Origin of the sequence: Rhodovulum iodosum (assembly GCF_041020385.1) — a bacterium.
Classification (GTDB): Bacteria; Pseudomonadota; Alphaproteobacteria; order Rhodobacterales; family Rhodobacteraceae; genus Rhodovulum; species Rhodovulum iodosum.
The window spans coordinates 859,317-884,184 of the sequence record NZ_JBEHHI010000002.1 but is presented as its reverse complement, the minus strand read 5'-3'; the positions used below and the strand labels follow the sequence as shown (position 1 = coordinate 884,184).

Sequence of the window (24,868 nt, the reverse complement as noted above, 5' to 3'; positions counted from 1 at the left end):
TTCGCTGTGGGCTGGCCTGACCCGCCGTGGCGGGCTAGGACTGGGCCGGGGCCGCGGCGGGAGGAAAGGTGCGCGATGCTGGCAGGGCTGTTTTCACCTCGGGCCGTCACCAAGCTGGCCTTCGCGCCGCCTGTGCCGCTGGCCGCGCGGTCCGGGCTGGCGCTGGTGCTGATCGTCCGCAACGAGGCGCGCCATATCGGCGAGTGGGCGGCGTTTCACCGCGCCGCCGGCGTGGCCCATGTGCTCGCCTACGACAATGGCTGCACCGACGCCACGATGCAGGTGCTGTCGCGCGAACTGGGCGACGCGCTGAGCGTGGTGCCCTGGGCGCAAAAGCTTTCCGAAGCCGGAAGCGGCCGGGAGATTCACAACCAGGTGCTGGCCTATGCCCATGCGATCTGCAATTTCGGCCCGCGCTTCCGGTGGATGGGGTGCATCGACGCCGACGAGTTTCTGGTGCCCAAGGGGGCGGGCGATCTGAACGCGGCGCTGGCGGGGTTGGCGGAGTGCCCCAACATCTCGCTGCCGTGGCACAATTTCGGGCGCAACGGGCACCAGGTGCCGCCCGAGGGGGGTGTTCTGGCCAATTACACCCGCCGTGCGGCCGACCCCATGAGCGGCGCGCGCGGCGTGACCAATTTCAAGTGCCTGTTCGACCCGGCGCGGGTGACGGCGGCCAAGGTGCATCAGTTCGACGTCGACGGGCAGGCCGTGACCTGGAATGACCGGGGCGAACGGTTTGCGGTGAAGGACCGGGTGCAGCGGGCGTTCTACTCGGCCGAGCGGATTCAGCTGAACCACTACTACACCCGATCCGAGGCCGAGCTGGTGGCCAAGATCGCCCGCGGGTCCAACCGCACGGTCGCGGCGCGCCGGCATGCCGCGCGGGTGCGGCGCAACGTGGCCAATATCGAGGCCGACGAGGTCGAGGACCGCTGCGCGCTGGCGTTTCTGGAGCGGGCCGGCTGACCGCTCGGGTTGTATCGCGGCGCGGGCGCTAACCCGACGGGAAAGCCAACGCAATTTTACCGCCCGGGCGGGGCGGGGTGCGGCCGGATTGCGCCGGCCCGCGTCTTGTGAAGCGCCGGTCGAGCGGGTAGACCCGTGCGAAATTCTGCTGGAGGCAGGGGATGAGCCGAGCATTCATTTTTCCCGGGCAGGGCGCCCAGACGATCGGCATGGGCCGGGCGCTGGCCGAGACCTACCCGGCGGCGCGCGCGGTGTTCGACGAGGTCGACGCGGCGCTGGACGAAAAGCTGAGCGCGCTGATCTGGGATGGCGATATCGCGGAACTGACACTGACGCAGAACGCCCAGCCGGCGCTGATGGCCACCTCGATGGCGTCGATGGCGGCGCTGGAGGCCGAGGGCGTGGGCGTGACGTCGGCGTTCTATGTGGCGGGCCATTCGCTGGGCGAATATTCCGCCCTTTGCGCGGCCGGGGCGATTTCGCTGGCCGACACGGCGCGGCTGCTGCGCGCCCGCGGCCAGGCGATGCAACAGGCGGTGCCTGTGGGCGAGGGCGCGATGGCGGCACTTCTGGGCCTCGACCTGGAGACCGTGCAGAGCCTTGCAAAGGCGGCGGCGCAGGAAACGCAGGCGACCTGCCAGCCGGCCAATGACAACGACCCGGCGCAGGTGGTGGTGTCGGGCAACAAGGCGGCGGTCGAGCGCGCGGTGGAGCTGGCGAAAGAGGCCGGGGCCAAGCGTGCGGTGATGCTGCCGGTTTCGGCCCCGTTCCATTGCGAATTGATGGGGCCCGCGGCCGCGGCGATGGACGAGGCGCTGAGCCATGTGGCGATCGCGCCGCCCAAGGTGCCCCTGGTGGCCAACGTGCTGGGCCAGGGCACCAGCGACCCGGCGGCGATCCGGTCGCTGTTGGTCGAGCAGGTGACCGGCATGGTGCGCTGGCGCGAGTCCATCGAATGGACGGCACGGCAGGGCGTGACTGAATTCTGGGAAATCGGCGCGGGCAAGGCCTTGTCGGGGATGGTGCGGCGTATCGCCAAAGGCGCGGCGACGCGTACCGTTGGCACACCCGACGAGGCGAAGGCCGCGGCGGACTCCGCAAGGTGAGAGGAACAGCGATGTTCGATCTGACGGGCAAGGCGGCGCTGGTGACCGGCGCTTCGGGGGGGATCGGCGGGTCCATCGCGCGGGCGCTGCATGCGCATGGCGCGACGGTCGCCCTGTCGGGCACGCGGGAGGCGCCGCTCAAGGCGCTGGCGGATGCGCTGGGCGAACGGGCCCATGTTCTGCCCTGCGATCTGTCCGACCCGGCGGCGGTCGAGGCGCTGCCCAAGGACGCGGCCAAGGCGATGGGCAGCCTGGACATCCTGGTCAACAATGCCGGGATCACCCGCGACAACCTGCTTTTGCGGATGTCCGACGACGAATGGCAAAGCGTGATCGACATCAACCTGACAGCGCAGATGCGGCTGTGCCGCGGGGTGCTGCGGGGCATGATGAAGGCGCGCTGGGGGCGGATCATCAATATCGGGTCCATCGTCGGCGCGGCGGGCAATCCGGGCCAGTGCAACTATGCCGCGGCCAAGGCCGGGCTGGTGGGGCTGTCGAAAAGCCTTGCCGCCGAGGTCGCCAGCCGCAACGTCACGGTCAACTGCATCGCGCCGGGTTTCGTGACCACGCCGATGACCGACAAGCTGACCGAAGAGCAGAAGGCCGGCCTGTTGGCGCAGGTGCCGCTGGCGCGGATGGGCGACCCCGAGGAGATCGCCGCCGCGGCGGTCTATTTGGCCAGCCCCGAGGCGGGTTACGTCACGGGCGCGACGCTGCATGTAAACGGCGGCATGGCAATGCTATAGTGGCTTTCCGGCGCGGGCCGAAAGCGTTTGCCTCGCGGAAACGATGTGCTATAGGCGGCGCAGCTTTTGCCGGGGGCATTCCCGCGCTTGGCACTTTCCCGCACAGCGCGGGGCTTGGAGCGGCCCCTTGGGGCCAACAGCAAGAAACGGGCACGGACCCCGAGGAACATGTGAGGAATTGACATGAGCGACATCGCCGATCGCGTGAAGAAGATCGTTGTCGAGCATCTGGGCGTGGAGGAAGACAAGGTGAGCGAGAACGCCTCGTTCATCGACGACCTCGGCGCCGACAGCCTGGACACGGTAGAACTGGTGATGGCCTTCGAAGAAGAGTTCGGCATCGAGATCCCGGACGACGCGGCCGAGACCATCCAGACTTTCGGCGACGCGGTGAAGTTCATCAAGGAAGCCGCCTGAACGGACGGGCCTTGAGACCGACAGAGGGGCGGGTGCCGGAAAGGCGCCCGCCCTTTTTTGTCGCATCGGGCTAAAGCGCGGCGTTAACCGCCTGGCGCAGCTCGGGGTACATGACCCAGACGAAATGTCCGGTTTCGGGATCGGCGGGTCCGCCGAACGCCAAGAGCATTGTGGCGATGTCGCCTTCGCGCGTGGCCGACTGCGGGGCGGGCAGGGCGAGGATGTCGCCGATGGCCCGACCGGCCCTTCCGTAAAGCGCATTGGCCGTTTCGTGGCCCCGATAGCCCGCCGCGGCGGCCAGCGCGCCTGCGGTCAGGCCATCCTCGCCCGCCGCGGCGTGCGCCTGGAGCATGGCGATCTGGGCCTTTGACAGGGCGGCGCGATGGAGCGCGGTTTCATATTCCTGCGTGCTGGGCACCGCGAGGCCGGTATCGGGGTGGATGCGACGGTCGGCGTGGCGCGCCGTCTCAAGCGCGTCGAGCTTGGCCTTGAGGGCGCGGATGGCCGCCTGGGCGGTGGCCCCTTCGGTCTGGGCGACGATACCGCCGCCGGTCTCGCCGCCCTTGGTGAAGGCGCGCGCCAGATAGTCTTGGCGACCAGGCAGTTTGCCGGCCTTGATGGGATGGCCCAGATGCGCGGTTTCTACGATTTCGGACACGGCGGTCTCTCCGGAATTGAGTCGGTCTATTGCGTTTGATCCTTGGGTTGTAACACCGAACCGGGCGGTCGCGACATAGCGTTCGGCGGAATGCGCCGACGACTCCTTGCCCCCCGACTGTTTTGCGCTGTATCAGGAACGCCGAACAAGGCGAGGCAGCCGAACGAGGAGGGGGCAGATGCGTCGAGTGGTGATCACCGGGTTGGGAATGGTCTCTCCGCTGGCCTGCGGGGTGGAGGAAACCTGGTCGCGGCTGTTGGCCGGGCAATCTGGCATCGGCGCCATAACCCGGTTCGACGCCTCGCGGCTGGCCACGTCCTATGCCGCCGAAATTCCTTATGGCGACGGGTCGGACGGCACGTTCAACCCCGACGACTGGATGGAGCCCAAGGAGCGGCGCAAGGTCGATGATTTCATTCTCTACGGAATTGCCGCGGCCGATCAGGCGGTGCGCGATTCCGGCTGGATGCCCGAGGACACCGAGGGGCGCGAGCGCACCGGCGTGATGATCGGGTCGGGAATCGGCGGTCTGAACTCGATCGCCGACACGGCGGTGCTGATCAAGGAGCGGGGGCCGCGGCGCGTTTCGCCCTTCTTCATCCCCGGCGCGCTGATCAATCTTGTCTCGGGGCAGGTGTCGATCCGATTTGGTTTCAAGGGCCCGAACCATGCGGTTGTGACGGCCTGCTCCACCGGTGCGCACGCCATCGGCGACGCCTCGCGGCTGATCATGTTCGGCGATGCCGACGTGATGGTGGCCGGCGGCGCGGAGAGCCCGATTTCCGAGATCGGCGTTGCCGGGTTCAACGCCGCGCGGGCGCTGTCGACCAAGCGTGGCGACGCACCCCACACGGCCTCGCGCCCCTGGGACGCCGACCGCGACGGGTTCGTGATGGGCGAAGGCGCGGGCGTGGTGGTGCTGGAGGAATACGAGCACGCGAAGGCCCGCGGCGCCAAGATCTATGCCGAGGTTCTGGGCTACGGAATGTCGGGCGACGCCTATCACATCACCGCGCCGGCCGAGGACGGCGAGGGCGGTTTCCGGTCGATGCAGGCCGCGTTGCGCCACGCCAAACTTACGCCGGCGGATGTGGATTACATCAACGCCCACGGCACCTCGACGATGGCCGACACGATCGAGTTGGGTGCAGTGGAACGTCTGCTGGGCGAGAGCGCCGAGACGACCACAATGTCCTCGACCAAATCCTCGGTCGGGCACCTTCTGGGTGCGGCCGGCGCGGTCGAGGCGATCTTCTGCGTGCTGGCCCTGCGTGACCAGATGGCGCCGCCGACGCTGAACCTCGACACCCCGCCCGAGGGCACGCGCATCGACCTGGCGCCGAAGGCGGCGGTCGAGCGCGAGATCAGCGTGGTCCTGTCCAATTCCTTCGGCTTTGGCGGCACCAACGCGTCGCTCGTGATGGGGCGGGTCGAAGGCTGATGTGGCGCGCGGTAGCCTCCAACGGTCTGACCCTGCTGGTCGTGGTGCTGTTTTGCGGCGCGGGGCTGGTGCTGTGGGGGCAGCGGCAATACACCCAGCCGGGCCCGCTGGAACAGGCGATCTGCCTGCGCGTGGAGCGCGGCGCGACGCTGTCGCGCGTGTCCGAGCAGCTGGCGGCCGAGGGCGCGGTGACCCACCCGGCGATCTTTCGGCTGGGGGCGGATTACACCGGCCGGTCGGGGCAACTGAAGGCCGGCAGCTTCCTGGTGCGGCCCGGCGCCTCGATGGACGAAATCACGGCGGCCATCACCCAGAGCGGGCGGTCGACCTGCGGCACCGAGTTGAATTTCCGCATCGGCATCGCCAATGCCGAGGTGCAGGTGCGCGAGTTGAACCCCGAGACCGAGCGCTACGAGGTGACCATAGAGTACGATCCGGGCGCGGAGGCCGCCCCCGAGGGCTATGCGGAGCTGGCCGCGCGCGCGGATCTGCGCTACCGCGTGACGCTGGCCGAGGGGGTGACCAGCTGGCAGGTGGTCGAAGAGCTGAAATCGGCCGAGTTCCTTGAGGGCGCGGTGGCCGAGCTGCCCGCCGAGGGCAGCCTTGCCCCCGACAGCTACGAGGTGACGCGGGGCGCGGAACGCGAAGAGCTGATCGCGCGGATGCAGCAGCGACAGGCCGCGATCCTGGACGAGCTGTGGGCCGAGCGCGAAGAAGGTCTGCCGCTGGACAGCCGCGAGGAGGCGCTGATCCTGGCCTCGATCGTGGAAAAGGAGACCGGTGTGCCGCAAGAGCGCGGTCAGGTCGCCAGCGTGTTCATAAACCGCCTGAACCAGGGCATCCGCCTGCAGACGGACCCAACGGTGATCTACGGGCTGACCGAGGGCCGCGCGCCGCTTGGCCGGGGCTTGCGCCAAAGCGAGCTGCGCTCGAACACGCGGTGGAACACCTATGTCATCGACGGGCTGCCGCCCACGCCGATCGCCAACCCCGGCAGGGCCTCGATCGCGGCGGCGCTGAACCCGGACGAGACCGATTTCCTCTACTTCGTGGCCGACGGGACCGGGGGGCACGCCTTTGCCGAGACCCTGGCCGAGCATAACGAGAACGTCGCCCGCTGGCGCGAGATCGAGGCCGAGCGCGGGGGAAACTAGGGCGAGGGGCGCGCGCTACGGCGCCATGAACCTGCGCCGCGCGTCCACGGCGATGTTGTAGCGTTGGTCCAGTTTTGCGATCAGCGCCATGGCGAGGCGCTTTTCTTCCGTGGTCTCGGCGCTTCTGTACGCCAGTTTCGCCCCCGCGAGGAGTTTCTTGAACTCGAACGCCTCGGGCAGCGCGCCCGCGTCGGCCATGATCCGAACCGCCACCTGGGTGGCCATGTCGGTGAAGGCCGCGCCGGACCTGTCCGGGAGCGATGGCCGACCCCCTTTAGATGATCGAGCTTGCCCTCGGCGATTGCCTTGGCGATCTGGCGTTCGACGAGCCCTTGCAGGGATCGGGGCATGTGGTGTCCAACTCTTTTCGGGCGGGGGCCGCGGGGCCAGTGGCAGGCGCCCGCCAGGCTGTGCTGACTGGCCGATCTTATCATTCTTTTGGCCGGGTCTGGCGGTCAAGCCCGGTGCCCTGACATGGCCGCTCATTTTCCATTAACCCTTTGTTAATAATAAACTTCTTGACTCTGCGGGCGGTCCCGGGTATACCTTTGGGCAAGCTGGAAGAAGTGGGCAAGCGGCCAGGGGGCAACCCCCGGGCCGCTTTTTCATTTCTCTCGTGCGGCGGGGCATGAGAAGCGGATCGAAACAGGAATGACAGTTATTACGGCCCTCCGGGGCGAGGCGGCGGCCCAGGCGGTGCTTGAAGAGGCCGAGGCCCATTACCGCCGTACGATTCACGCGCTCGACGCGATTATCGGCGAGATCGAGGCCGGCCATTCACAGCGCGCGAAGGCGTTGAAGGGCGCATTGAGCGACCTTGGCAAGGCGGCCCAGACCGCGTTCGACGAAAGGGAACGAGTTGAAAAGCGTCTCAGAACCGAAACCGGGGGCGAGTGCGGATACGCGCTCGACCTTGCCGAAGCGCGCGCCGAGATCGGGCGCCGACTGGATCGCCTCCGCGCCGCCCAAGCAGCGCGAGGCGTTCCTGAATGAGTTGAGCGAGGGGGCGCTGCTGGCGCTGCCCTACCTTTTCGAGTTCTGGGCGATGCCGCACCAGCTGCCGCCCGAGGGGCCGTGGCGGACCTGGGTGATCCTGGGCGGGCGCGGCGCGGGCAAGACGCGGGCGGGTGCGGAATGGGTGCGCGCGCAGGTCGAGGGTGCGCGGCCGCTGGACCAGGGGCGGGCGCGGCGGGTGGCGCTGGTGGGCGAGACCATCGAACAGGCGCGCGAGGTGATGGTGTTCGGGGAGAGCGGCATCCTGGCCTGCTCTCCCCCCGACCGCCGCCCGACATGGGAGGCGACGCGGCGGCGGCTGGTCTGGCCCAACGGGGCGGTGGCGCAGCTTTATTCGGCGCATGACCCCGAGCGGTTGCGGGGCCCGCAATTCGATGCCGCCTGGGCCGACGAACTGGCCAAGTGGCCCAAGGCCGAGGCGACCTGGGACATGCTGCAATTCGGGCTGCGGCTGGGCCCGTATCCACGGCAATGCGTGACGACAACGCCGCGCAACGTGGCGGTGCTGAGGGACATCCTCGCGCAGCCCTCGACGGTGGCGCGCCATGCCGCGACCGAGGCGAACCGGGCGCACCTGGCGGCGAGCTTCCTGGCCGAGGTGCGGGCGCGCTATGCGGGCACGCGGCTGGGCCGGCAGGAGTTGGACGGGGTGCTGCTGGACCAGGCCGAGGGGGCGCTCTGGTCGCTCTCGGGGCTCGACGCGGCGCGGGTGGCCGAGGCCGGGCCGCTGGACCGGGTCGTGGTGGCGGTGGACCCGCCGGTGACCGGAAACAAGACCTCGGACGAATGCGGGATTGTCGTCGTCGGAGCAACGGTCGAGGGGCCGCCGCAGGACTGGCGCGCGGTGGTGCTGGAGGATGCCAGCGTCGCGGGCGCGGCGCCTGCCGCCTGGGCCGAGGCGGCCATCGCGGCGATGGAGCGCCACGGGGCGGAGCGGCTGGTGGCCGAGGTCAACCAGGGCGGCGACCTGGTGGAAAGCGTGATCCGGCAGATCGACCCGCTGGTGCCGTTCCGCGCGGTCAGGGCCGCGCGGGGCAAGGCGGCGCGGGCCGAGCCGGTGGCGGCGCTCTACGAGCAGGGGCGGGTGAAGCACCTGCAAGGGCTCGACGCGCTGGAGGACCAGATGTGCCGGATGACGGCGCAGGGTTTCGAGGGGCGGGGCAGCCCGGACCGGGTGGACGCGCTGGTCTGGGCGATTCACGAGCTGATGATCGCGCCGGCCGCCCGTTGGCGGCGGCCGCGGCTGCGCGAGCTTTAGCCAGCGCCGCGCAGGCCGAGGGGGCGGGGCCGCCTCCGGCGGGGATATTTCAGGCCAGAAGAACTGGGGGCGGCGGGTCCGGGCGGCGGGCGCGCGCGATGGGTCATGCGAGGAGCGTAGCGAGATGAAGATCAATCCTTTCCGGCGGGCGGCGGCGCGGGCGCCCGAGGCCAAGGCCAGCGCGACCGGCGCGGTGATCGCCTGGGCTGGTGCGGGCCGGGCGGCCTGGACGCCGCGCGATACGGTGTCGCTGACCAAGACCGGGTTTTCCGGCAACCCGGTGGGGTTTCGCGCGATCAAGCTGATTGCCGAGGCGGCGGCGGCGCTGCCGCTGACCTGCCAGGACGCGGCGCGGCGCTACGACACCCACCCGGTGCTGGCGCTGTTGGCGCGGCCGAACCCGGGCCAGGGGCGGGCCGAGCTGTTCGAGGCGCTTTACGGGCAGCTTCTGCTGTCGGGCAACGCCTATCTGGAGGCGGTGGGCGGCGAGATCGGGATGCCCCTGGAGCTGCATGTGCTGCGCTCGGACCGGATGCGGCTGGTGCCCGGGGCGGACGGCTGGCCGGTGGCCTATGACTACGCGGTCGGGGGACGCAAGCACCGGTTCGACATGACCGGCGCGGCGCCGCCCGTTTGCCATATCAAGAGCTTTCATCCGCAGGACGACCATTACGGGCTGTCGCCGATGCAGGCCGCGGCGGCGGCGCTGGACGTGCACAACGCGGCCTCGCGCTGGTCGAAGGCGCTGCTGGACAATGCCGCGCGGCCCTCGGGCGCCATCGTCTATCGCGGGGCCGACGGGCAGGGGACGCTGAGCGAAGAGCAATACGCACGGCTGCAGGACGAGATGTTGAGCTATCACCAGGGGGCGGCCAATGCCGGGCGGCCGATGTTGCTGGAAGGCGGGCTCGACTGGAAGCCGATGGGCTTTTCCCCCTCGGACATGGAGTTTCAGGAGACCAAGGCGGCGGCAGCGCGCGAGATCGCGGTGGCCTTCGGGGTGCCGCCGATGCTGCTCGGCATTCCGGGCGACGCGACCTACGCCAATTACCAGGAGGCCAACCGGGCCTTTTACCGGCTGACGGTGCTGCCGCTGGCGGCCAAGGTTGCCGGCGCGATGGCCGCATTCCTGGCCCGCTTCGGGGCGGGCGAGGTGGAACTGGCGCCCGATCTCGACCGGGTGCCGGCGCTGGCGGCCGAGCGCGAGGCGCACTGGCGACGCATCGCGGCGGCCGATTTCCTGAGCGAGGACGAAAAGCGCACGCTGCTGGGCCTGCCGAAACGGGTGGGTGCATGAGCGGGACGCCGGAGCGATCGGGCTCGCGCTTTCTCTACGCGCCGTTCGAGGTGGCGAATGCCCGGATCGACGCGAACGAACGGGTCGCCGACGAGCGTTGGGCGGCGCTGGAATTCCGGCTGGGGCGGATCGAGACGGCGCTGGAGCGGCTGGAGCGGCGGCTGTGGCTGGCCGTCTATGGCGTGGTGGCCGTGGTGTTGGCGGAAGGCGCGGCCTCGGTGGTGGCGCGGCTGCCGTGAGAAAGGGGACGGGGATGAACGAGACCGACATGGGGCTGGAACGCAAGTTCTGCGCCCCCGAGGCACCGCTCGCCATCGGCGAGGGCGCGGTGATCGAGGGCTATGCATCGCTCTTTGGCGCGGCCGACCAGGGCGGGGACGTGGTGCAGGCGGGGGCCTACGGGGCCTCGCTGGCAGCGCTGGCGTCCGCTGGACGGCGGGTGAAGATGCTGTGGCAGCACGATCCGGGTGAGCCCATCGGCGTGTGGGACGAGGTGCGCGAGGACGGGCGGGGCCTGTTCGTGAAGGGCCGCCTGCTGACCGAGTTGGCCCGCGGGCGCGAGGCGGCGGCGCTGATCGGGGCGGGGGCCATCGACGGGCTGTCGATCGGCTATCGCACCCGGCGCGCGGCACGCGACGGCGCCGGGCGGCGCCTGCTCAGCGAGCTGGAGCTTTGGGAGGTGTCGCTGGTGACCTTCCCGATGTTGTCGCAGGCCCGGGTGGGGAGCAAGGCCAAGCCGGTCCCCGATGCCTGGGCGGGCGACATTGCGGCGGCCTTTGACGAGGCGCGGCGCGCGTTGGGCCGGGGCGTTGAGCCCCGCAATCAGACGGGAAGGTGAGATGAGCGAGACCGAGAGGAACGAGGCACCGGGCCACGATGGGCCGGCGCTGGAAGTGAAACGGGCGCTGAACGGGTTCCTGAGCGATTTCAGGACGTTTCAGGGCGACATCGAAACACGGCTTGAAAAACAGGAAGAGCGACTGACCATGCTGGATCGGAAAACCCAAATCGCCGGGCGCCCGGCGCTGTCGAGCGCGGCTGCGGCAGAGGCGCCCCACAAGAAGGCCTTTGCGGCCTATCTGCGCTCGGGCGACGACGAGGGCCTGCGCGGGCTGGAGCTGGAGGGCAAGGCGCTGTCCAGCGGCGTGGGGTCCGATGGCGGCTATCTGGTCGATCCCGAGACCGCCGAGACGATCAAGGGCGTGCTGCATTCCACCGCCTCGATCCGCTCGATCGCGCAAGTGGTGAGCGTCGAGGCGACCTCGTTCGACGTGCTGGTGGACCATTCCGATATCGGGTCGGGCTGGGCCAGCGAGACCGCCAACCAGGTGGAGACCGACACGCCGCAGATCGAGCGGGTGACGATCCCGCTGCACGAGCTGTCGGCGATGCCGAAGGCCAGCCAGCGCCTGCTGGACGACAGTGCCTTCGACATCGAGGGATGGCTTGCCGCGCGGATTGCCGACAAGTTTTCCCGCGCCGAGGCGGCGGCGTTCCTGACCGGTGACGGGGTGGACAAGCCCAAGGGGTTGCTGGGCCATCCGCAGGTGGCCGACGGGTCCTGGTCTTGGGGCAATCTCGGCTATATCGCCACCGGCAGCGACGGCGATTTCGACGCGATCTCGCCGGCCGACGCGATCCTCGATCTGGTCTATGCGCTGGGGGCGGAATACCGCGCCAATGCGAGCTTCGTGATGAATTCGAAGACCGCGGGCGCGGTGCGCAAGATGAAGGATGCCGACGGGCGCTTCCTGTGGACCGACGGCATGGCCGCGGGCGAGCCCGCGCGGCTGATGGGCTATCCGGTGCTGATCGCCGAGGACATGCCCGACATCGCCGCGGGCGCGGTGGCCGTCGCCTTCGGCGATTTCCGCGCCGGCTACACCATCGCCGAGCGGCCCGACCTGCGGGTGCTGCGCGACCCGTTCTCGGCCAAGCCGCACGTTCTGTTCTACGCGACCAAGCGCGTGGGCGGGGATGTGAGCGATTTCGCCGCGATCAAGCTGCTGAAATTCGCCGCGGTCTGACCGGCCGCCGCGATGGCCGCGCCCGTCGGGGTGCGGTCTGGCGCGCGCCGGGGTTTGCCGCCCCGGTCCAGTTGCTGCCTCCGCCCGGGCGGGGCGGGCCGGCGCGCGCTCTTGATGTGTTCCGGAGGTGCTCGGAGAGCGATGATGATAGTGATGGAGCAAGGCCCGGTGCCCGACGCGGCGCTGCCGGTGGACCGGTTTCGGGAGCATTTGCGCCTGGGGACGGGGTTTGCCGACGACGGCGCGCAGGACGCGGTGCTCAAGGCGCTGCTGAGGGCTGCGCTGGCTGCGGTGGAGGCGCGCACGGGCAAGGCGTTGCTGGCCCGCAGCTTTACCTTTGCGGTCGACGCCTGGCGCGAGGCGGATCGGCAGGCGCTGCCGGTGGCCCCTGTCACGGCGATCCTGTCGGTGGTCCTGCTGGACCGGGCCGGCGAGGTGCATCCGGTCGATGCCGACACGTATGTGCTCAGGCGCGACACGCATCGGCCGCAGCTGGCCGCGGTCAGCGGGGCCTTGCCGGTGGTGCCGCTGGGCGGCTCGGCCGAGATCGCCTTCGAGGCCGGGTTCGGCGCCGACTGGGCGCAGGTGCCGGCCGATCTGGCGCAAGCGGTGATGCTGTTGGCGGCGCATTACCACGAGCATCGCCACGAAGCGGCGCTGGGCGATGGCGGCATGCCGTTTGGGGTGATGGAACTGGTCGAGCGCTGGCGCACGGTGCGCATCCTGGCGGGGGGGGGTGTGCGATGAGCCCCCCGGTACTGGGCCGCAAGCTGGTACTGGAGGCGCCCGAGCGGGTGGCCGACGGGGCCGGCGGCTATGCCGAGACCTGGGTGGCGCGCGGCACGCTCTGGGCCGAGGTGACGCCGCGGACGGGGGGCGAGCGGTCGGGCGAGGAGACTGCGCTGGCCCGCGTGCCCCACCGCATCGTGGTACGCGGGGCGCCCGAGGGGGCGCCGTCGCGCCCTGTGGCCGGGCAGCGGTTTCGCGAGGGCGGGCGGCTGTTTTTCATCCGCGCGGTCGCCGAGGCCGACAGGCGCGGCCGTTACCTGACCTGTTTCGCCGAAGAGGAGGTGGCGTCATGAGCTATGGCCAGGCGTCGGCCTTGCAGAGGGCCGTTTACGCGCGGCTGGCCGGCGATCCGGCGCTGGCGGCGCTGGTGGGGGGCGCGATCTATGACGCGCTGCCGCCCGGGCCTGTGCCGGGCACCTATGTCAGCCTGGGCGCCGAGGACGTGCGCGACGCATCGGACATGACGGGCGCGGGCGCGCTGCACCGGTTCACGGTCAGCGTGATCAGCGATGCGGCGGGGTTTCAGGCGCCCAAAGCGGCGGCGGAGGCCGTGGCCGACGCACTGACCGGTGCGGCGCTGAGCCTCGACCGGGGGCACCTTGTTGGGCTGTGGTTCGACCGGGCGCGGGCGAAGCGCGTGGGCGCGGGCGACGGGCGCCGGATCGACCTGCGCTTTGCCGCGCGGGTTTCGGACGACTGATTTAGCGGAGAATGGAACAATGACGGCGCAGAACGGCAAGGATCTGTTGATCAAGCTCGACATGACCGGCGACGGTCAGTTCGAGACCATCGCGGGGCTGCGGGCCACGCGCATCGGCTTCAACGCCGAGACGGTGGACGTGACCAGCCTGGAATCGGCGGGGGGCTGGCGCGAATTGCTGGCTGGCGCGGGCGTGAAAACGGCCTCGATCAGCGGATCGGGCGTATTCAAGGACGCGGGCACCGACGAGCGGGCGCGGCAGATATTCTTCGACGGGGAGACGCCTGATTTTCAGGTCATCATTCCCGATTTCGGGGTGGTGCAGGGGCCGTTCCAACTGTCTTCGATCGAGTATGCCGGCAGCCATAACGGCGAGGCCAGCTATGAGTTGAGCCTCGCCTCGGCCGGCGCGCTGAGCTTTACCGCGCTGTGATGGCGAACCCATACGCGGGCGAGGTGGTGCTGGTGCTGGACGGCCGGCGCCACGTGCTGAAGCTGACTCTGGGCGCGCTGGCCGAGCTGGAGGCGGCGCTGGAGGCAGACACGCTGGTCGCGCTGATCGAGCGGTTCGAGGAGGGGCGGTTTTCGGTGCGCGATGTGCTGGCGCTGCTGCTTGCGGGGCTCAGGGGCGGCGGCTGGCAGGGCAGTGCGGCCGAGCTGTCCGCGGCCGAGATCGGCGGCGGGCCGGGGGCGGCGGCGCGGGCGGCGGCGATGCTGCTGGCCCGCGCCTTCGCCACGCCGGGGGCGGGCGATGACGCGCTTTGACTGGCCGGCGCTGATGCGCGCCGGGATCGCGGGGCTGGGGCTGAGACCGGCCGAGTTCTGGGCGCTGACGCCGGTGGAATTGATGCTGATGCTGGGGGTCGGGGCGGGGCCGCCGCCGATCAGCCGGGCGCGGCTGGACGAACTGGCGCGCGCCTTCCCGGATATTTCCGAAAAGGGCTGAGAAATGACGGATATCGACGACCTGGAGGCGCAGATCGACGCGCTGGAGGACACGATGGGCGGCGCGCGGGGCGTGGCTGCGGCCTTTGCGGCGGAACTGGCAGGGATGCGCGAAAGCCTGACGCTGACCAACCGCGAGGTAGGAACGCTGTCGCGCTCGATCGGTCGGGGGCTGCGGGGGGCCTTCGACGGGCTGGTTTTTGACGGGGTGAAGGCGTCGGAGGCGATGCGCGGGCTGGCGCGGTCGATCCTCGACGCGACCTATTCGGCGGCAGTGAGGCCGGTGCAGAACCACCTGGGCGGTTTGATCGCGGGTGGCATCGAGGGGCTGGTGAGCGCCGCGGTGCCGTTTGCAAAGGGGGCGGCCTTTACCCAAGGGCGCGTGGTGCCCTTTGCCAGCGGCGGCGTGGTGCGCGAGGCACGCACCTTTCCGATGCGGGGCGCGACCGGGCTGATGGGCGAGGCGGGGCCCGAGGCCATTTTGCCGCTGGCACGCGGGGCCGACGGGCGGCTGGGGGTGGCCAGCGCGGGCGCGGGGCGGCAGGTGCATGTGACGATGAACGTCACCACGCCCGACGTGCAGGGCTTTCGCCGCAGCCAGAGCCAGATCGCCGCCGAAATGGGCCGGGCGCTGGCGCGCGGCCAGCGAAACCGCTGAGGGGAGAGAAATATGGCATTCCACGAGGTTAGGTTTCCGGCCAATCTGAGCTTTGGCTCGGTCGGCGGGCCCGAGCGGCGCACCGAGATCGTCACCCTGGCCAACGGGTTCGAGGAGCGCAACACGCCCTGGGCCGATGCGCGGCGGCGCTATGACGCCGGGGTCGGGCTGCGTTCGCTCGACGATATCGAGACGCTGATCGCGTTTTTCGAGGCACGGCGGGGGCAGCTCTACGGATTTCGCTGGAAGGACTGGTCGGACTACAAGTCGTGCCGCCCGTCGCGGGAGGTGGCGTTCGACGACCAGATCATCGCCCATGGCGACGGCGCGACGCGCGATTTTCAGCTCATCAAGACCTACCACTCGGGCGGGGTGCGCTATGCCCGGCCCATCGTCAAGCCGGTGGCGGGCAGCGTGCGGATCGGCCTCGACGGCGAGGCGCTGGTCGAAACGGTGCATTTCACGGTGGATGCCGCGACCGGGTTGGTGAGCCTGGTCGACGCGCCCGATATCGGGGCCGAGGTGACGGCCGGGTTCGAGTTCGACGTGCCGGTGCGCTTCGATACGGACAGCATCCAGACCTCGGTGGCCAGCTTCCAGACCGGCGACGCGCCGCAGGTGCCGGTGGTGGAGGTGCGGGTATGAGTGTGCCGGAGGGCTTGCAGGCGCATCTTGAAACCGGGGCCACGACGCTGTGCCGGGCCTGGGCTGTGACGCGGCGCGACGGGGTGGTGCTGGGCTTTACCGATCACGACCGGGATTTGCGCTTTGGCGGGGTGCTGTTCCGCGCCGAGAGCGGGCTGACGGCACGGGCGCTGAGCCAGACCACGGGGCTGTCGGTGGACAATACCGAGGCCGTGGGCGCGCTGACCGCCGAGGCCCTGCGCGAAGAAGAGATTGCAGCGGGGCGCTACGACGGCGCCGAGGTGCGTGCCTGGCTGGTGAACTGGGCCGATTCCGATCAGCGGGTGGAGCAGTTTCGCGGCACGCTGGGAGAGATCACCCGGCGGGGCGCGGCCTTTCAGGCCGAACTGCGCGGACTGGCCGAGGCGCTGAACCAGGTGCAGGGGCGGGCTTATCAGCGGCCCTGTTCGGCTGTGCTGGGCGATGGGCGCTGCCGGGTGGACCTGAGCGCGCCGGGGTATTCCTCGGAACGGATGGCGGAAGAGGTGGCGGGGGCGCAAGTGTTCCGTTTTGCCGGGTTCGCGGGGTTCTCGCCCCGGTTTTTCGAGGCCGGGCGGCTTAGGGTGCTGTCGGGCGCGGCTCAGGGGCTGGTCGGTTTGATCAAGAACGACCGGGTAGACGGCGCGGCCCGTGTTGTCGAGCTGTGGCAGGCGCTGGGGGCCGAGGTCGTGCCCGGAGACATGCTGCGGCTGGAGGCGGGGTGCGACAAGCGGGCAGAGACCTGCCGGGTGAAATTCTGCAATTTCATAAACTTCCAAGGCTTTCCGCATCTGCCGGGCGAAGACTGGCTGATGGTCTACCCGGTGAGCGACGGGACCAACGACGGCGGGAGCCGACGGGCGTGAGCCGGGCGTTGACCGAGGCGCGGGGCTGGATCGGCACGCCCTACCGCCACCAGGGCTCGGCCAGGGGCGCCGGGGCCGATTGTCTGGGGCTCTTGCGCGGCGTGTGGCGCGCGCTTTACGGGGCCGAGCCCGAGGCGGTGCCGGCCTACACGCCCGACTGGTCCGAGCCTGCGCGCGATGAACGGCTATGGTCCGCCGCCCGGCGGCATCTGATCGACAAACCTCTCGGCCAGGCCGCGCCCGGCGACGTGATCCTGTTCCGAATGCGCGCGGGCGGGGTGGCCAAGCATCTGGGCGTGCAGGGCGAGACCGGCCCGCACCCGACATTCGTACATGCCTATTGGGGGCACGGCGTGGTGGAAAGCCCGCTGACCGGCCCCTGGGCGCGGCGCATCGTGGCGCGCTTCGCGTTTCCCTGAGGAAGGACAGACCATGGCGACAATCGTTCTTTCGGCCGTCGGCGCGGCGGCCGGTGCGGCTATGGGTGGCTCGGTGCTGGGGCTGTCCAGCGTCGTGGTGGGCCGCGCGATGGGCGCGACCCTGGGCCGGGTGATCGACCAGAAGCTTCTGGGCACGGGGTCCGAGGCGGTAAAGACCGGTCGTGTCGATCGCTTTCGCCTGACCGGCGCGGGCGAGGGGGCGCCGGTGGGAAAGTGCTGGGGCCGGGTGCGGCTGGCCGGCCACGTGATCTGGGCCTCGCGCTTTCTGGAAACCGTCACCACCTCGGGGGGCGGCGGCAAGGGTGCGCCCTCGGCCCCGGAGGTGCGCGACTACAGCTACTCGGTGAGCCTGGCGATTGCGCTTTGCGAGGGCGAAATCCGGCGGGTGGGGCGGGTCTGGGCCGACGGCGGCGAGATCGCCCCGACCGGGCTGAACATGCGTGTCTATACGGGCTCTGTCGACCAGTTGCCCGATCCGAAGATGGAAGCCGTCGAGGGGGCGGGGCAGGTGCCGGCCTATCGGGGACTTGCCTATGTGGTGATCGAGGATCTGGACCTTTCGCGTTTCGGCAACCGGGTACCGCAGTTTTCCTTCGAGGTGGTGCGTGCGGCCGACAGCGAGGTGCCCGATCTGGCGCGGCAGGTGCAGGGTGTGGCGCTGATCCCCGGCACGGGGGAATACGCGCTGGCCACGACGCCGGTGAACTATGCCGAGGGGCCGGGGGCCTATCGTGCGGCCAATCTGAACGCACCCTCGGGGCTGACCGATTTCCAGACGTCGCTGGAGCAGCTGCGCGCCGAGCTGCCCCGGTGCCGCTCGATCTCGCTGGTGGTGAGCTGGTTCGGCGATGACCTGCGCTGCGGGCAGTGCCGGGTGCGCCCCAAGGTGGAGCAGACCGAGGTCGATGGCGAGGAGATGCCCTGGCAGGTGTCGGGGCTGGCCCGCGGGGAGGCCGAGACGCTGGCCACGCTGGACGACCGCGTGGTCTATGGCGGCACGCCCACCGACCGCGCGGTGATGGAGGCGATTGCCGAGATCAATGCCGGTGGGCAGGAGGTGATGTTCTACCCCTTCATCCTGATGGAGCAGATGGAGGGCAACGGATTGGCCGACCCATGGAGCGGGGCGGACGACCAGCCGCACTTGCCCTGGCGGGGGCGGATCACCCTGTCGGCAGCGCCGGGGCGGGAGGGCTCGCCCGATGGAACGGCAGAGGCGAATGCGCAGGTCGCGGTGTTTTTCGGCACCGCCGCCCCGGACGAGTTCGAGGCGGGGCCGGAGGGCGTATCCTATACCGGCAGCGACGGCTGGTCGTTCCGCCGCTTCATCCTGCATTATGCCCATCTCTGCGTGGCGGGCGGGGGCGTGTCGGCGTTTTGCATCGGGTCCGAGATGCGCGGGTTGACGCAGATCCGCGGTGCGGGCGGCGGCTTTCCGACGGTGACGGAACTGGTGCGGCTGGCTGATGACGTGCGCTCGATCCTCGGGGACGAGACGAAGATCGGATATGCCGCCGACTGGTCGGAATATTTCGGCTATCACCCGCAGGACGGGTCGGGCGACCTTTACTTCCATCTCGATCCGCTTTGGGCCAGTCCGAACATCGATTTCATCGGCATCGACAATTACATGCCGCTCAGCGACTGGCGCGACGGGGACGAGCATGCCGACGCGTCGTGGGGCTCGATATATGCGCCAGGCTACCTGCGCGCCAATATCGAGGGCGGCGAGGGCTACGACTGGTTCTACCCCTCGGACGAGGCGGAGGTGGCGCAGCGGCGTGTGCCGATTACCGACGGGGCCTATGAAGAGCCGTGGGTCTGGCGCTACAAGGATATCCGCAACTGGTGGGGCAGCCACCATTACGAGCGGGTGGGCGGCGTGCGCAAGGCCACGCCCACGCCATGGGAGCCGCAGTCGAAACCGGTCTGGTTTACCGAGCTCGGTTGCGGCGCCATCGACAAGGGCACCAACCAGCCCAACAAGTTTGTCGACCCGAAATCCTCGGAAAGCGCGTTGCCGAAATATTCCAGCGGGGCGCGAGACGATCTGATCCAGGCGCAATATCTGCGCGCGATGTTGGGCTATTGGGCCGAGCCCGGGGTGAACCCGGTGTCTGAGGTCTATGACGGGCCGATGATCGACCTCTCCCGCGCCCATGTCTGGGCCTGGGATTCGCGGCCCTATCCTCAATTTCCGGCGCTGGCCGATCTCTGGGCCGACGGCGAGAACTACGCCCGCGGGCACTGGATCAACGGGCGCGTGTCGGCCCAGAGCCTGGCCGCGGTGGTCGACGAAATCTGCCGCAGGGCGGGGGTGCCGGCGGTGGATGTCGCGCAGCTTTACGGGCTGGTTCGGGGCTATGCGCTGGAGGGGTTGAGCGAGGGCCGGGCGGATTTGCAGCCCTTGATGCTGGCCTATGGCGTGGAGGCGGCGGAGCGGGAGGGGAAGATCGTTTTCCGCAACCGGACAGGGCGGGCGGACGGGGCGGTGGACCGGGCCCGGCTGGTCGAGTCCGAAGAAGGCGCCGATCTGGAGTTGGTGCGCAGCCCCGAGGCCGAGACCGCGGGGCGGGTGCGGCTGAGCTATGTCGAGGCCGAAGGCGATTTCCAGACGCGGGTGGCCGAGGCGGTGTTTCCCGACGAGGACAGCCTAACCGTGGCCGCCACCGAGTTTCCGCTGGCGCTGAGTGGCGGCGAGGGGCGGGCCATTGTCGAGCGCTGGCTGGCCGAGGCGCGGGTGGCGCGCGACACGGCGCGCTTTGCCCTTGCGCCTTCGGCGCTGGCGCTGGGGGCGGGCGACGTGCTGCGCCTGCCCTCGGAGGCGGGCGAGGCGCTTTACCGGGTCGACCGGGTGGAGCAGGGCACCGGGCGTGCGATCGAGGCGGTCCGGGTGGAACGCGGGGTCTATGTGCCCTCGGACGCCGTGGAAGATCGGGTGGCGCTGGCCCCCTTCGTGCCGCCCGTGCCGGTCTACCCGCTGTTTCTCGACCTGCCCTTGCTCAGGGGCGACGAGGTGCCCCATGCGCCGCATCTGGCGGTGGCCGCCGTGCCCTGGCCGGGCAGCGTGGCCGTTTACAGCGCCGTCAGCGATGCCGGCTATCGGCCGAACCTGACGCTGCGGGCGGGCGCGGTGATCGGGCGGACCGAGACGCCGCTTTACCGGGCCGAGCCGGGGCGCTGGGACCGGGGGCCGGCGCTGCGGGTGAAGGTCTTTTCCGGGGCGCTGAGCTCGGCCGAGATGGCCGAGGTGCTGGCGGGCGCAAACGCGGCGGCGATCGGGGACGGGACCTCGGAAAACTGGGAGGTGTTGCAGTTTTCCCAGGCCGAGCTGGTGGCGCCCTCGACCTACGAGTTGCGGCTCAGGCTCAGGGGGCAGGCGGGCAGCGAGGCGGTCATGCCCGATGCCTGGCCGGCGGGCAGCCTCTTTGCCCTGCTCGACGGCCGGCCCAGGCAGATCGACGTGCCGCTGTCGGCGCGGGGGTTGGAGCGGCATTACCGGATCGGCCCGGCGGGGAGGCCCTATGACGACCCGTCCTACCGGCACCGGAGCGAGGCATTTCGCGGCATCGGGCTGAGGCCCTACGCGCCCTGCCATCTGCGCGCGGCGCGACGGGCCGACGGGGCCATCGCGCTGGGCTGGGTGCGGCGCACGCGGATCGACGGCGATAGCTGGGAAGGGGTCGAGGTGCCGCTGGGCGAGGGGCGCGAGACCTATGCGGTGCGCGTGGTCTCGGGCGAGGGCGCGATCTTGCGCGAGGCGCAGGTGGGCGTGCCGGAATGGAGCTATGGCGCGGGGATGCAGGCCGCCGACGGCGCCGTGCCGCCCTTTTCCATCGAGGTGGCGCAGATATCGGACAGCTACGGGCCCGGGCCCTATCGGAGGATCGAGATCGATGAGTGACACGGCGAATTTGCAATTGCCGCTGGTGCAGGCAGCGCAGGCGCAAAAACATGTGACGGTAAACGAGGCGCTGCTGCGGCTGGATGCGCTGGTGCAGTTGCGCCTGCAATCGGTGGAAGAGACGACGCCGCCGGTGGCGCCGGCGGACGGCGATGCCTGGGGCGTGCCGGCGGGTGCGGTGAACGATTGGGAGGGCCAGCAGGGCAGGGTGGCGATTGCCGACAACGGCGGCTGGGTGTTTGTGCAGCCCCTTGCAGGCTGGCGCGCCTGGGTCCTGGACCGGGGCGGGCCGGCGGTGTTCGACGGGGCGCTTTGGGTGCGGGGGCTGACCGGTCACGGGGTGTTCGGGGCGGGACTGCGGTTCGAGACGCTGGATATCGAGCATGACATCGTGGCCGGCGGCGCGCAGGACACCGGGCCCGCGATCCCCAGCCATGCGATGGTGTTCGGGGTGACGGGCCGCGTGCGCGAGGAGATCACCGGCACACTGACCTCGTGGCGGCTGGGGGCGGACGGGTCGGACAACCGCTTTGGCAGCGGCATGGGGCTGGCCGTGGGGTCCTACGCGATCGGGACGCTGTCCGCGCCGCTGACCCATTACGCGCCCTTGCCGCTGACGCTGACGCCGGAGGGCGGAGAATTCGCCGGCGGCAAGGTGCGGCTGGCGGTGCATTACTGCGCCTTGAGCCTGCCCGACCTGTGAGGCGCCGATGCGGCCTGTTTTGCATGGCGACGCGGTGGCCGCGGCGCTGGCGTTGATGCCGTTGCCCGAGGCCGCGCGCGCGGGCGCGATCACCGCGATGCTGGCGCGGGCCGGGGCGGCGGATGCCTATCGCAAGCGGTTTGGCCGCTCCCATCCGCGCTGGGGCGACGGGTCGCTCATGGCGCTGGCGCGCGGCCGGCCGCTGCCGCCCGAGCCCGCGCTCGACGACGCGGGCTATTGCCGCTGCCTGTCGCTTGTGTTTGCGGCCATCGCCGAGTGGCGGGACCAGAAGGCGCGGCTTAGCGGGCGCAGCTGATGCAGGTCGGGGTGGTCGGGTCGAGGTCGAGCCTGCCATGGGCGATTTCGTCGCCGCATTCGGTGCAATAGCCGAACTCGCCCTCCTCGATCCGGGCCAGCGCGGCGCGGATGCGCGTCGCCTGTCCGGCGCGGCGGGCCTGTGTGGCCTTGGCCATCGCCTGCTGCTGCAACGCATCCATCCGGCTGAGCCGGCCCACCGATTGCTGATCGAGTATCACCGTCTCGGTGCCCTCGGCGCCGCGAAGGCTATCCTGTTCCAGATCGCGCAGCATCTGCTCAAGCATGGCGCGAAAGGTGGCAATCTCTTCGTTTGTCACGGTCACAACCTCGCGCGTTGGGCGTAGATCTTGGCCTTTGACTCCTATGTAGTGTAATCTCGCCATGCAATGAAAGGACGCGCCATGGCCAAGACACAGCCCCGCCTGACCGAACTGGACCCGGTTTGGAAGCGCATCTGCGACGAGGCCGAAGCCGCCGTCGCACAGGAACCGCTTTTGGGCGGTCTGATGCATTCGAGCCTTTTGCACCACGAGGGCTTTGCCAGTGCCTTGGCCTATCGTTTTGCCTTGAAGCTGTCTTCGGGCGAGATGTCCGAGCAGTTGCTGCGCGAGATCGCCGATGCGGCCTATGCCGCCGAACCGGTGCTCGGCAAGGCCGCGCGCGCCGACTTGATGGCCGTCTACGACCGCGACCCGGCCTGCCACCGCTACATACAGCCGATCCTGTTCTTCAAGGGGTTCCAGGCGTTGCAGGCCTATCGCGTCGCCCATCACCTGTGGATGCAGGGCCGGCGGGACATGGCCTATTTCGTGCAGATGCGCGTGTCGGAAATGTTCGGCGTCGACATCCACCCGGCTGCCAGGCTGGGGCAGGGAATCATGATCGACCATGCCCATTCCATCGTCATCGGCGAAACGGCGGTGGTGGGCGACAATGTCTCGATGCTGCATTCGGTGACGCTGGGCGGCACCGGCAAAGAGGAAGAGGACCGCCACCCCAAGATCGGCCACGGCGTGCTGATCGGTGCCGGCGCCAAGGTGCTGGGCAACATCACCGTCGGCCGCTGCTCGCGGGTCGCGGCGGGGTCGGTGGTGCTGGCCGATGTGCCGCCCAACTCGACCGTGGCGGGCGTCCCGGCCAGGATCGTGGGCGAGGCGGGCTGCGCCCAACCCTCGGTCGAGATGGATCACCGGCTGGGACGCGATTGCGGCTGCACCGAGACCTGAGTGCACCGCGGGGCTTTCGGCCCCGAACGATTGCCGCTGCAAAGCAATGGCCGGGGAACATTTAGAGGCCACGAACGTTCGCCTGAGAAACGCAACCAGGTAAAATCGGCGGGCTCCCGTGCGGGGCCCGCCTGAGAAAGCAGCCTTTCATGCGATTTCTCGAGCTTTGGGGCGACGCCGCCCTGACCACGGCAGGCTTCTTTTGGACGGCGTTCTGGGCCTTTGCACTGGGCTATGCCATCAGTGCGGCGATCCAGGTCTTCGTCAGCCGCGACGGGATGCGCCAGGCGATGGGCACCGGCGGGGCGCGTAGCGTCGCGCTGGGCACGGTTTTCGGCTTCATTTCTTCTTCATGCAGCTTCTCGGCGCTGGCCACCGCGCGAGCGCTGTTTGCCAAGGGCGCCGGTTTCGTGCCTGCGATGGCCTTCCTGCTGGCCTCGACCAACCTGGTGATCGAACTGGGGATCATCATCCTGGCATTTCTCAGCTGGCAGTTCGTGGTCGGCGAATATGTGGGCGGGTTGGTGCTGATCCTGCTGATGTGGGGGGTGGTCCGGCTGACCCGGCCGCGGCGGCTGATCGAGGATGCGCGCCAACGGGTCGAGGCGGGCCACGAGGACACGCGGCACCGGCTGAACGAGCTGTTTCACGGTCTCGCCGTGTGGCGGCTGCTGGCGCGGCGCTATTTCGGTGAATGGCAGATGGTCTGGAAGGATGTCACGGTGGGCTTCACCGTGGCGGGCATGATCGCCGTTTTCGTACCGCCCGCGTTTTTCGCCTGGCTCTTTCCGGGAACCGGTGCGGATGTGGATCCGACCGCGTGGCAGGCCGTGCAGCATGCGGTGATCGGGCCCGTGGCTGCCTTCATGACCTTCATCGGGTCAATGGGCAATATTCCACTGGCCGGTCTTCTCTATGCCAACGGGGTGAGCGTGGCCGGCGTGATGGCGTTCATCTTTTCCGACCTTGTGGTGTTGCCGGTTATCCGGGTCCATGCCCGGTTCTATGGTTGGAAGATGGCGCTTTATATCGCCGGCGTGTTTCTTGTGGCGCTGATCGCGGCGGCGCTGGTCATCCATTTCGGATTCCAGCTTTTCGGCCTTACCCCAACGCCGGAAGGCCACGGCTTGATGCAGCCCGAAGAGCGGTTTTCACTCGACCATACGTTCTTTTTCAATCTCGGGTTCGGCCTTGTGACACTTGCCTTCGCGGCACTCGCCGCTGCGCCCGGCGCGAAGGGCGAGCATCAACACGATCACGACCACGGCGGTGCCATCGATCGGGTGCTTTACTGGCTGGCGCTCGCCGCTTTTGCCTGGCTCGGTGCCGGGCTGCTGCTGGCCGTTTTCATCACGTGAGCGGGGTCGGCCTTGGGGCGCCGGTGCCGGACATCAGCGCCCGGCGTGCGCGAGGTGTGATCGGGCCCCGAAAAGCGTTCGCACGCCGCTCTTTGCATCGCGCAGCACTCTTTCATGGGAGCGCGGCGCAGGGCGAGGTCGTTCGCCCCGTCCGTAGGGCGTCCCCGATGCCCGTTTTCCCCCGGCGCGCCGCGTGATCCGCGGGCGC

The 24,868-nt window shown here is 69.5% G+C and carries 30 protein-coding genes; 27 read left to right on the top strand and 3 right to left on the bottom strand.

Going from position 1 to position 24,868, the window contains the following annotated elements; all coding sequences use genetic code 11:
• Positions 1–75 precede the first annotated feature (75 nt).
• The 4 genes from Ga0609869_RS13385 (at position 76) to Ga0609869_RS13370 (ending at position 3,241) form a co-directional block, all read left to right on the top strand.
• Positions 76–969 (top strand): glycosyltransferase family 92 protein, encoded by an 894-nt coding sequence (locus Ga0609869_RS13385; RefSeq protein WP_125405038.1) that lies wholly within the window; start codon positions 76–78, stop codon positions 967–969.
• 161 nt (positions 970–1,130) lie between these two features.
• Positions 1,131–2,075 (top strand): ACP S-malonyltransferase, encoded by a 945-nt coding sequence (fabD, locus tag Ga0609869_RS13380; protein ID WP_125405040.1) that lies wholly within the window; start codon positions 1,131–1,133, stop codon positions 2,073–2,075.
• An 11-nt stretch (positions 2,076–2,086) separates the two neighbouring features.
• A complete protein-coding gene (gene fabG, locus Ga0609869_RS13375; RefSeq protein WP_125405043.1) occupies positions 2,087–2,824 on the top strand; it encodes a 3-oxoacyl-ACP reductase FabG in 738 nt (245 codons plus the stop codon).
• 183 nt (positions 2,825–3,007) lie between these two features.
• A complete protein-coding gene (locus Ga0609869_RS13370) occupies positions 3,008–3,241 on the top strand; it encodes an acyl carrier protein (protein WP_125405046.1) in 234 nt (77 codons plus the stop codon).
• Between the two features lie 70 nt (positions 3,242–3,311).
• Here Ga0609869_RS13370 and Ga0609869_RS13365 read toward each other — a convergent pair whose 3' ends face one another.
• Complete coding sequence (locus Ga0609869_RS13365; RefSeq protein WP_125405049.1) at positions 3,312–3,899, bottom strand: hypothetical protein; 588 nt, start codon at positions 3,897–3,899, stop codon at positions 3,312–3,314.
• A 178-nt stretch (positions 3,900–4,077) separates the two neighbouring features.
• On the opposite strand from Ga0609869_RS13365, the gene fabF reads away from it, so the two are divergent.
• Both fabF and mltG read left to right on the top strand, forming a co-directional pair.
• Positions 4,078–5,340: a beta-ketoacyl-ACP synthase II gene (gene fabF, locus Ga0609869_RS13360; protein WP_125405052.1), complete on the top strand. Its 1,263-nt coding sequence runs from the start codon at positions 4,078–4,080 to the stop codon at positions 5,338–5,340.
• Positions 5,340–6,494, top strand: a complete 1,155-nt coding sequence (mltG, locus tag Ga0609869_RS13355; protein WP_125405055.1) for an endolytic transglycosylase MltG — start codon at positions 5,340–5,342, stop codon at positions 6,492–6,494. The genes fabF and mltG overlap by 1 nt, the downstream gene beginning before the upstream one ends.
• A gap of 15 nt (positions 6,495–6,509) precedes the next feature.
• On the opposite strand, the gene Ga0609869_RS13350 is transcribed toward mltG, so the two are convergent.
• Complete coding sequence (locus Ga0609869_RS13350) at positions 6,510–6,719, bottom strand: hypothetical protein (protein WP_245972257.1); 210 nt, start codon at positions 6,717–6,719, stop codon at positions 6,510–6,512.
• Positions 6,720–7,190: 471 nt separating this feature from the next.
• Here Ga0609869_RS13350 and Ga0609869_RS13345 point away from each other — a divergent pair, with 471 nt between their 5' ends.
• The 19 genes from Ga0609869_RS13345 to Ga0609869_RS13255 all read left to right on the top strand — a co-directional run bounded on the left by Ga0609869_RS13345 (position 7,191) and on the right by Ga0609869_RS13255 (position 22,074).
• Positions 7,191–7,487, top strand: a complete 297-nt coding sequence (locus Ga0609869_RS13345; protein WP_125405058.1) for a hypothetical protein — start codon at positions 7,191–7,193, stop codon at positions 7,485–7,487.
• Complete coding sequence (locus Ga0609869_RS13340) at positions 7,444–8,766, top strand: DNA-packaging protein (protein WP_245972271.1); 1,323 nt, start codon at positions 7,444–7,446, stop codon at positions 8,764–8,766. The genes Ga0609869_RS13345 and Ga0609869_RS13340 overlap by 44 nt, the downstream gene beginning before the upstream one ends.
• Positions 8,767–8,890: 124 nt before the next feature.
• A complete protein-coding gene (locus Ga0609869_RS13335) occupies positions 8,891–10,063 on the top strand; it encodes a phage portal protein (RefSeq protein ID WP_125405061.1) in 1,173 nt (390 codons plus the stop codon).
• The gene (locus Ga0609869_RS13330; RefSeq protein WP_125405064.1) at positions 10,060–10,302 is read left to right on the top strand and encodes a GTA head formation protein, RCAP_rcc01685 family; all 243 of its coding nucleotides are present in this window, start codon (positions 10,060–10,062) and stop codon (positions 10,300–10,302) included. The genes Ga0609869_RS13335 and Ga0609869_RS13330 overlap by 4 nt, the downstream gene beginning before the upstream one ends.
• A gap of 14 nt (positions 10,303–10,316) precedes the next feature.
• On the top strand, positions 10,317–10,901 hold the full coding sequence (locus Ga0609869_RS13325) for an HK97 family phage prohead protease (protein WP_245972259.1): 585 nt from the start codon (positions 10,317–10,319) through the stop codon (positions 10,899–10,901).
• Between the two features lies 1 nt (position 10,902).
• The gene (locus Ga0609869_RS13320) at positions 10,903–12,090 is read left to right on the top strand and encodes a phage major capsid protein (RefSeq protein WP_125405067.1); all 1,188 of its coding nucleotides are present in this window, start codon (positions 10,903–10,905) and stop codon (positions 12,088–12,090) included.
• Positions 12,091–12,234: 144 nt separating this feature from the next.
• A complete protein-coding gene (locus Ga0609869_RS13315) occupies positions 12,235–12,837 on the top strand; it encodes a head-tail connector protein (protein ID WP_125405437.1) in 603 nt (200 codons plus the stop codon).
• A complete protein-coding gene (locus tag Ga0609869_RS13310) occupies positions 12,834–13,172 on the top strand; it encodes a head-tail adaptor protein (protein WP_125405069.1) in 339 nt (112 codons plus the stop codon). Before Ga0609869_RS13315 ends, Ga0609869_RS13310 begins: the two co-directional genes overlap by 4 nt.
• Entirely contained in the window at positions 13,169–13,579 is a 411-nt protein-coding gene (locus Ga0609869_RS13305) for a DUF3168 domain-containing protein (RefSeq protein WP_125405072.1), read from the top strand. The genes Ga0609869_RS13310 and Ga0609869_RS13305 overlap by 4 nt, the downstream gene beginning before the upstream one ends.
• Before the next feature lie 19 nt (positions 13,580–13,598).
• Complete coding sequence (locus tag Ga0609869_RS13300) at positions 13,599–14,012, top strand: phage major tail protein, TP901-1 family (protein WP_125405075.1); 414 nt, start codon at positions 13,599–13,601, stop codon at positions 14,010–14,012.
• Entirely contained in the window at positions 14,012–14,344 is a 333-nt protein-coding gene (locus Ga0609869_RS13295) for a GTA-gp10 family protein (protein WP_125405078.1), read from the top strand. Before Ga0609869_RS13300 ends, Ga0609869_RS13295 begins: the two co-directional genes overlap by 1 nt.
• The gene (locus tag Ga0609869_RS13290; protein WP_125405081.1) at positions 14,331–14,525 is read left to right on the top strand and encodes a rcc01693 family protein; all 195 of its coding nucleotides are present in this window, start codon (positions 14,331–14,333) and stop codon (positions 14,523–14,525) included. Before Ga0609869_RS13295 ends, Ga0609869_RS13290 begins: the two co-directional genes overlap by 14 nt.
• A gap of 3 nt (positions 14,526–14,528) precedes the next feature.
• Complete coding sequence (locus Ga0609869_RS13285; RefSeq protein WP_125405084.1) at positions 14,529–15,182, top strand: RcGTA-type gene transfer agent tail tape measure protein; 654 nt, start codon at positions 14,529–14,531, stop codon at positions 15,180–15,182.
• A gap of 12 nt (positions 15,183–15,194) precedes the next feature.
• Entirely contained in the window at positions 15,195–15,827 is a 633-nt protein-coding gene (locus tag Ga0609869_RS13280; protein ID WP_125405086.1) for a DUF2460 domain-containing protein, read from the top strand.
• A complete protein-coding gene (locus Ga0609869_RS13275; RefSeq protein WP_125405089.1) occupies positions 15,824–16,711 on the top strand; it encodes a phage/gene transfer agent baseplate hub protein in 888 nt (295 codons plus the stop codon). Before Ga0609869_RS13280 ends, Ga0609869_RS13275 begins: the two co-directional genes overlap by 4 nt.
• Positions 16,708–17,130 carry an NlpC/P60 family protein gene (locus Ga0609869_RS13270; RefSeq protein WP_125405091.1) on the top strand — a complete coding sequence of 141 codons (423 nt, stop codon included), beginning with the start codon at positions 16,708–16,710 and terminating at the stop codon, positions 17,128–17,130. The genes Ga0609869_RS13275 and Ga0609869_RS13270 overlap by 4 nt, the downstream gene beginning before the upstream one ends.
• 13 nt (positions 17,131–17,143) lie before the next feature.
• Positions 17,144–21,055, top strand: coding sequence for a baseplate multidomain protein megatron (locus Ga0609869_RS13265; protein WP_125405093.1), 3,912 nt, complete (start codon positions 17,144–17,146; stop codon positions 21,053–21,055).
• On the top strand, positions 21,048–21,758 hold the full coding sequence (locus tag Ga0609869_RS13260; protein ID WP_125405096.1) for a DUF2793 domain-containing protein: 711 nt from the start codon (positions 21,048–21,050) through the stop codon (positions 21,756–21,758). Before Ga0609869_RS13265 ends, Ga0609869_RS13260 begins: the two co-directional genes overlap by 8 nt.
• A 7-nt stretch (positions 21,759–21,765) precedes the next feature.
• Positions 21,766–22,074, top strand: coding sequence for a DUF7742 family protein (locus tag Ga0609869_RS13255; protein WP_211336804.1), 309 nt, complete (start codon positions 21,766–21,768; stop codon positions 22,072–22,074).
• On the opposite strand, the gene Ga0609869_RS13250 is transcribed toward Ga0609869_RS13255, so the two are convergent.
• Complete coding sequence (locus Ga0609869_RS13250; protein WP_438826878.1) at positions 22,058–22,393, bottom strand: TraR/DksA family transcriptional regulator; 336 nt, start codon at positions 22,391–22,393, stop codon at positions 22,058–22,060. The genes Ga0609869_RS13255 and Ga0609869_RS13250 overlap by 17 nt on opposite strands.
• Before the next feature lie 84 nt (positions 22,394–22,477).
• On the opposite strand from Ga0609869_RS13250, the gene cysE reads away from it, so the two are divergent.
• Positions 22,478–23,302, top strand: a complete 825-nt coding sequence (gene cysE, locus Ga0609869_RS13245; RefSeq protein ID WP_125405099.1) for a serine O-acetyltransferase — start codon at positions 22,478–22,480, stop codon at positions 23,300–23,302.
• Positions 23,303–23,451: 149 nt separating this feature from the next.
• A complete protein-coding gene (locus tag Ga0609869_RS13240; protein ID WP_125405102.1) occupies positions 23,452–24,660 on the top strand; it encodes a permease in 1,209 nt (402 codons plus the stop codon).
• Positions 24,661–24,868 lie beyond the last annotated feature (208 nt).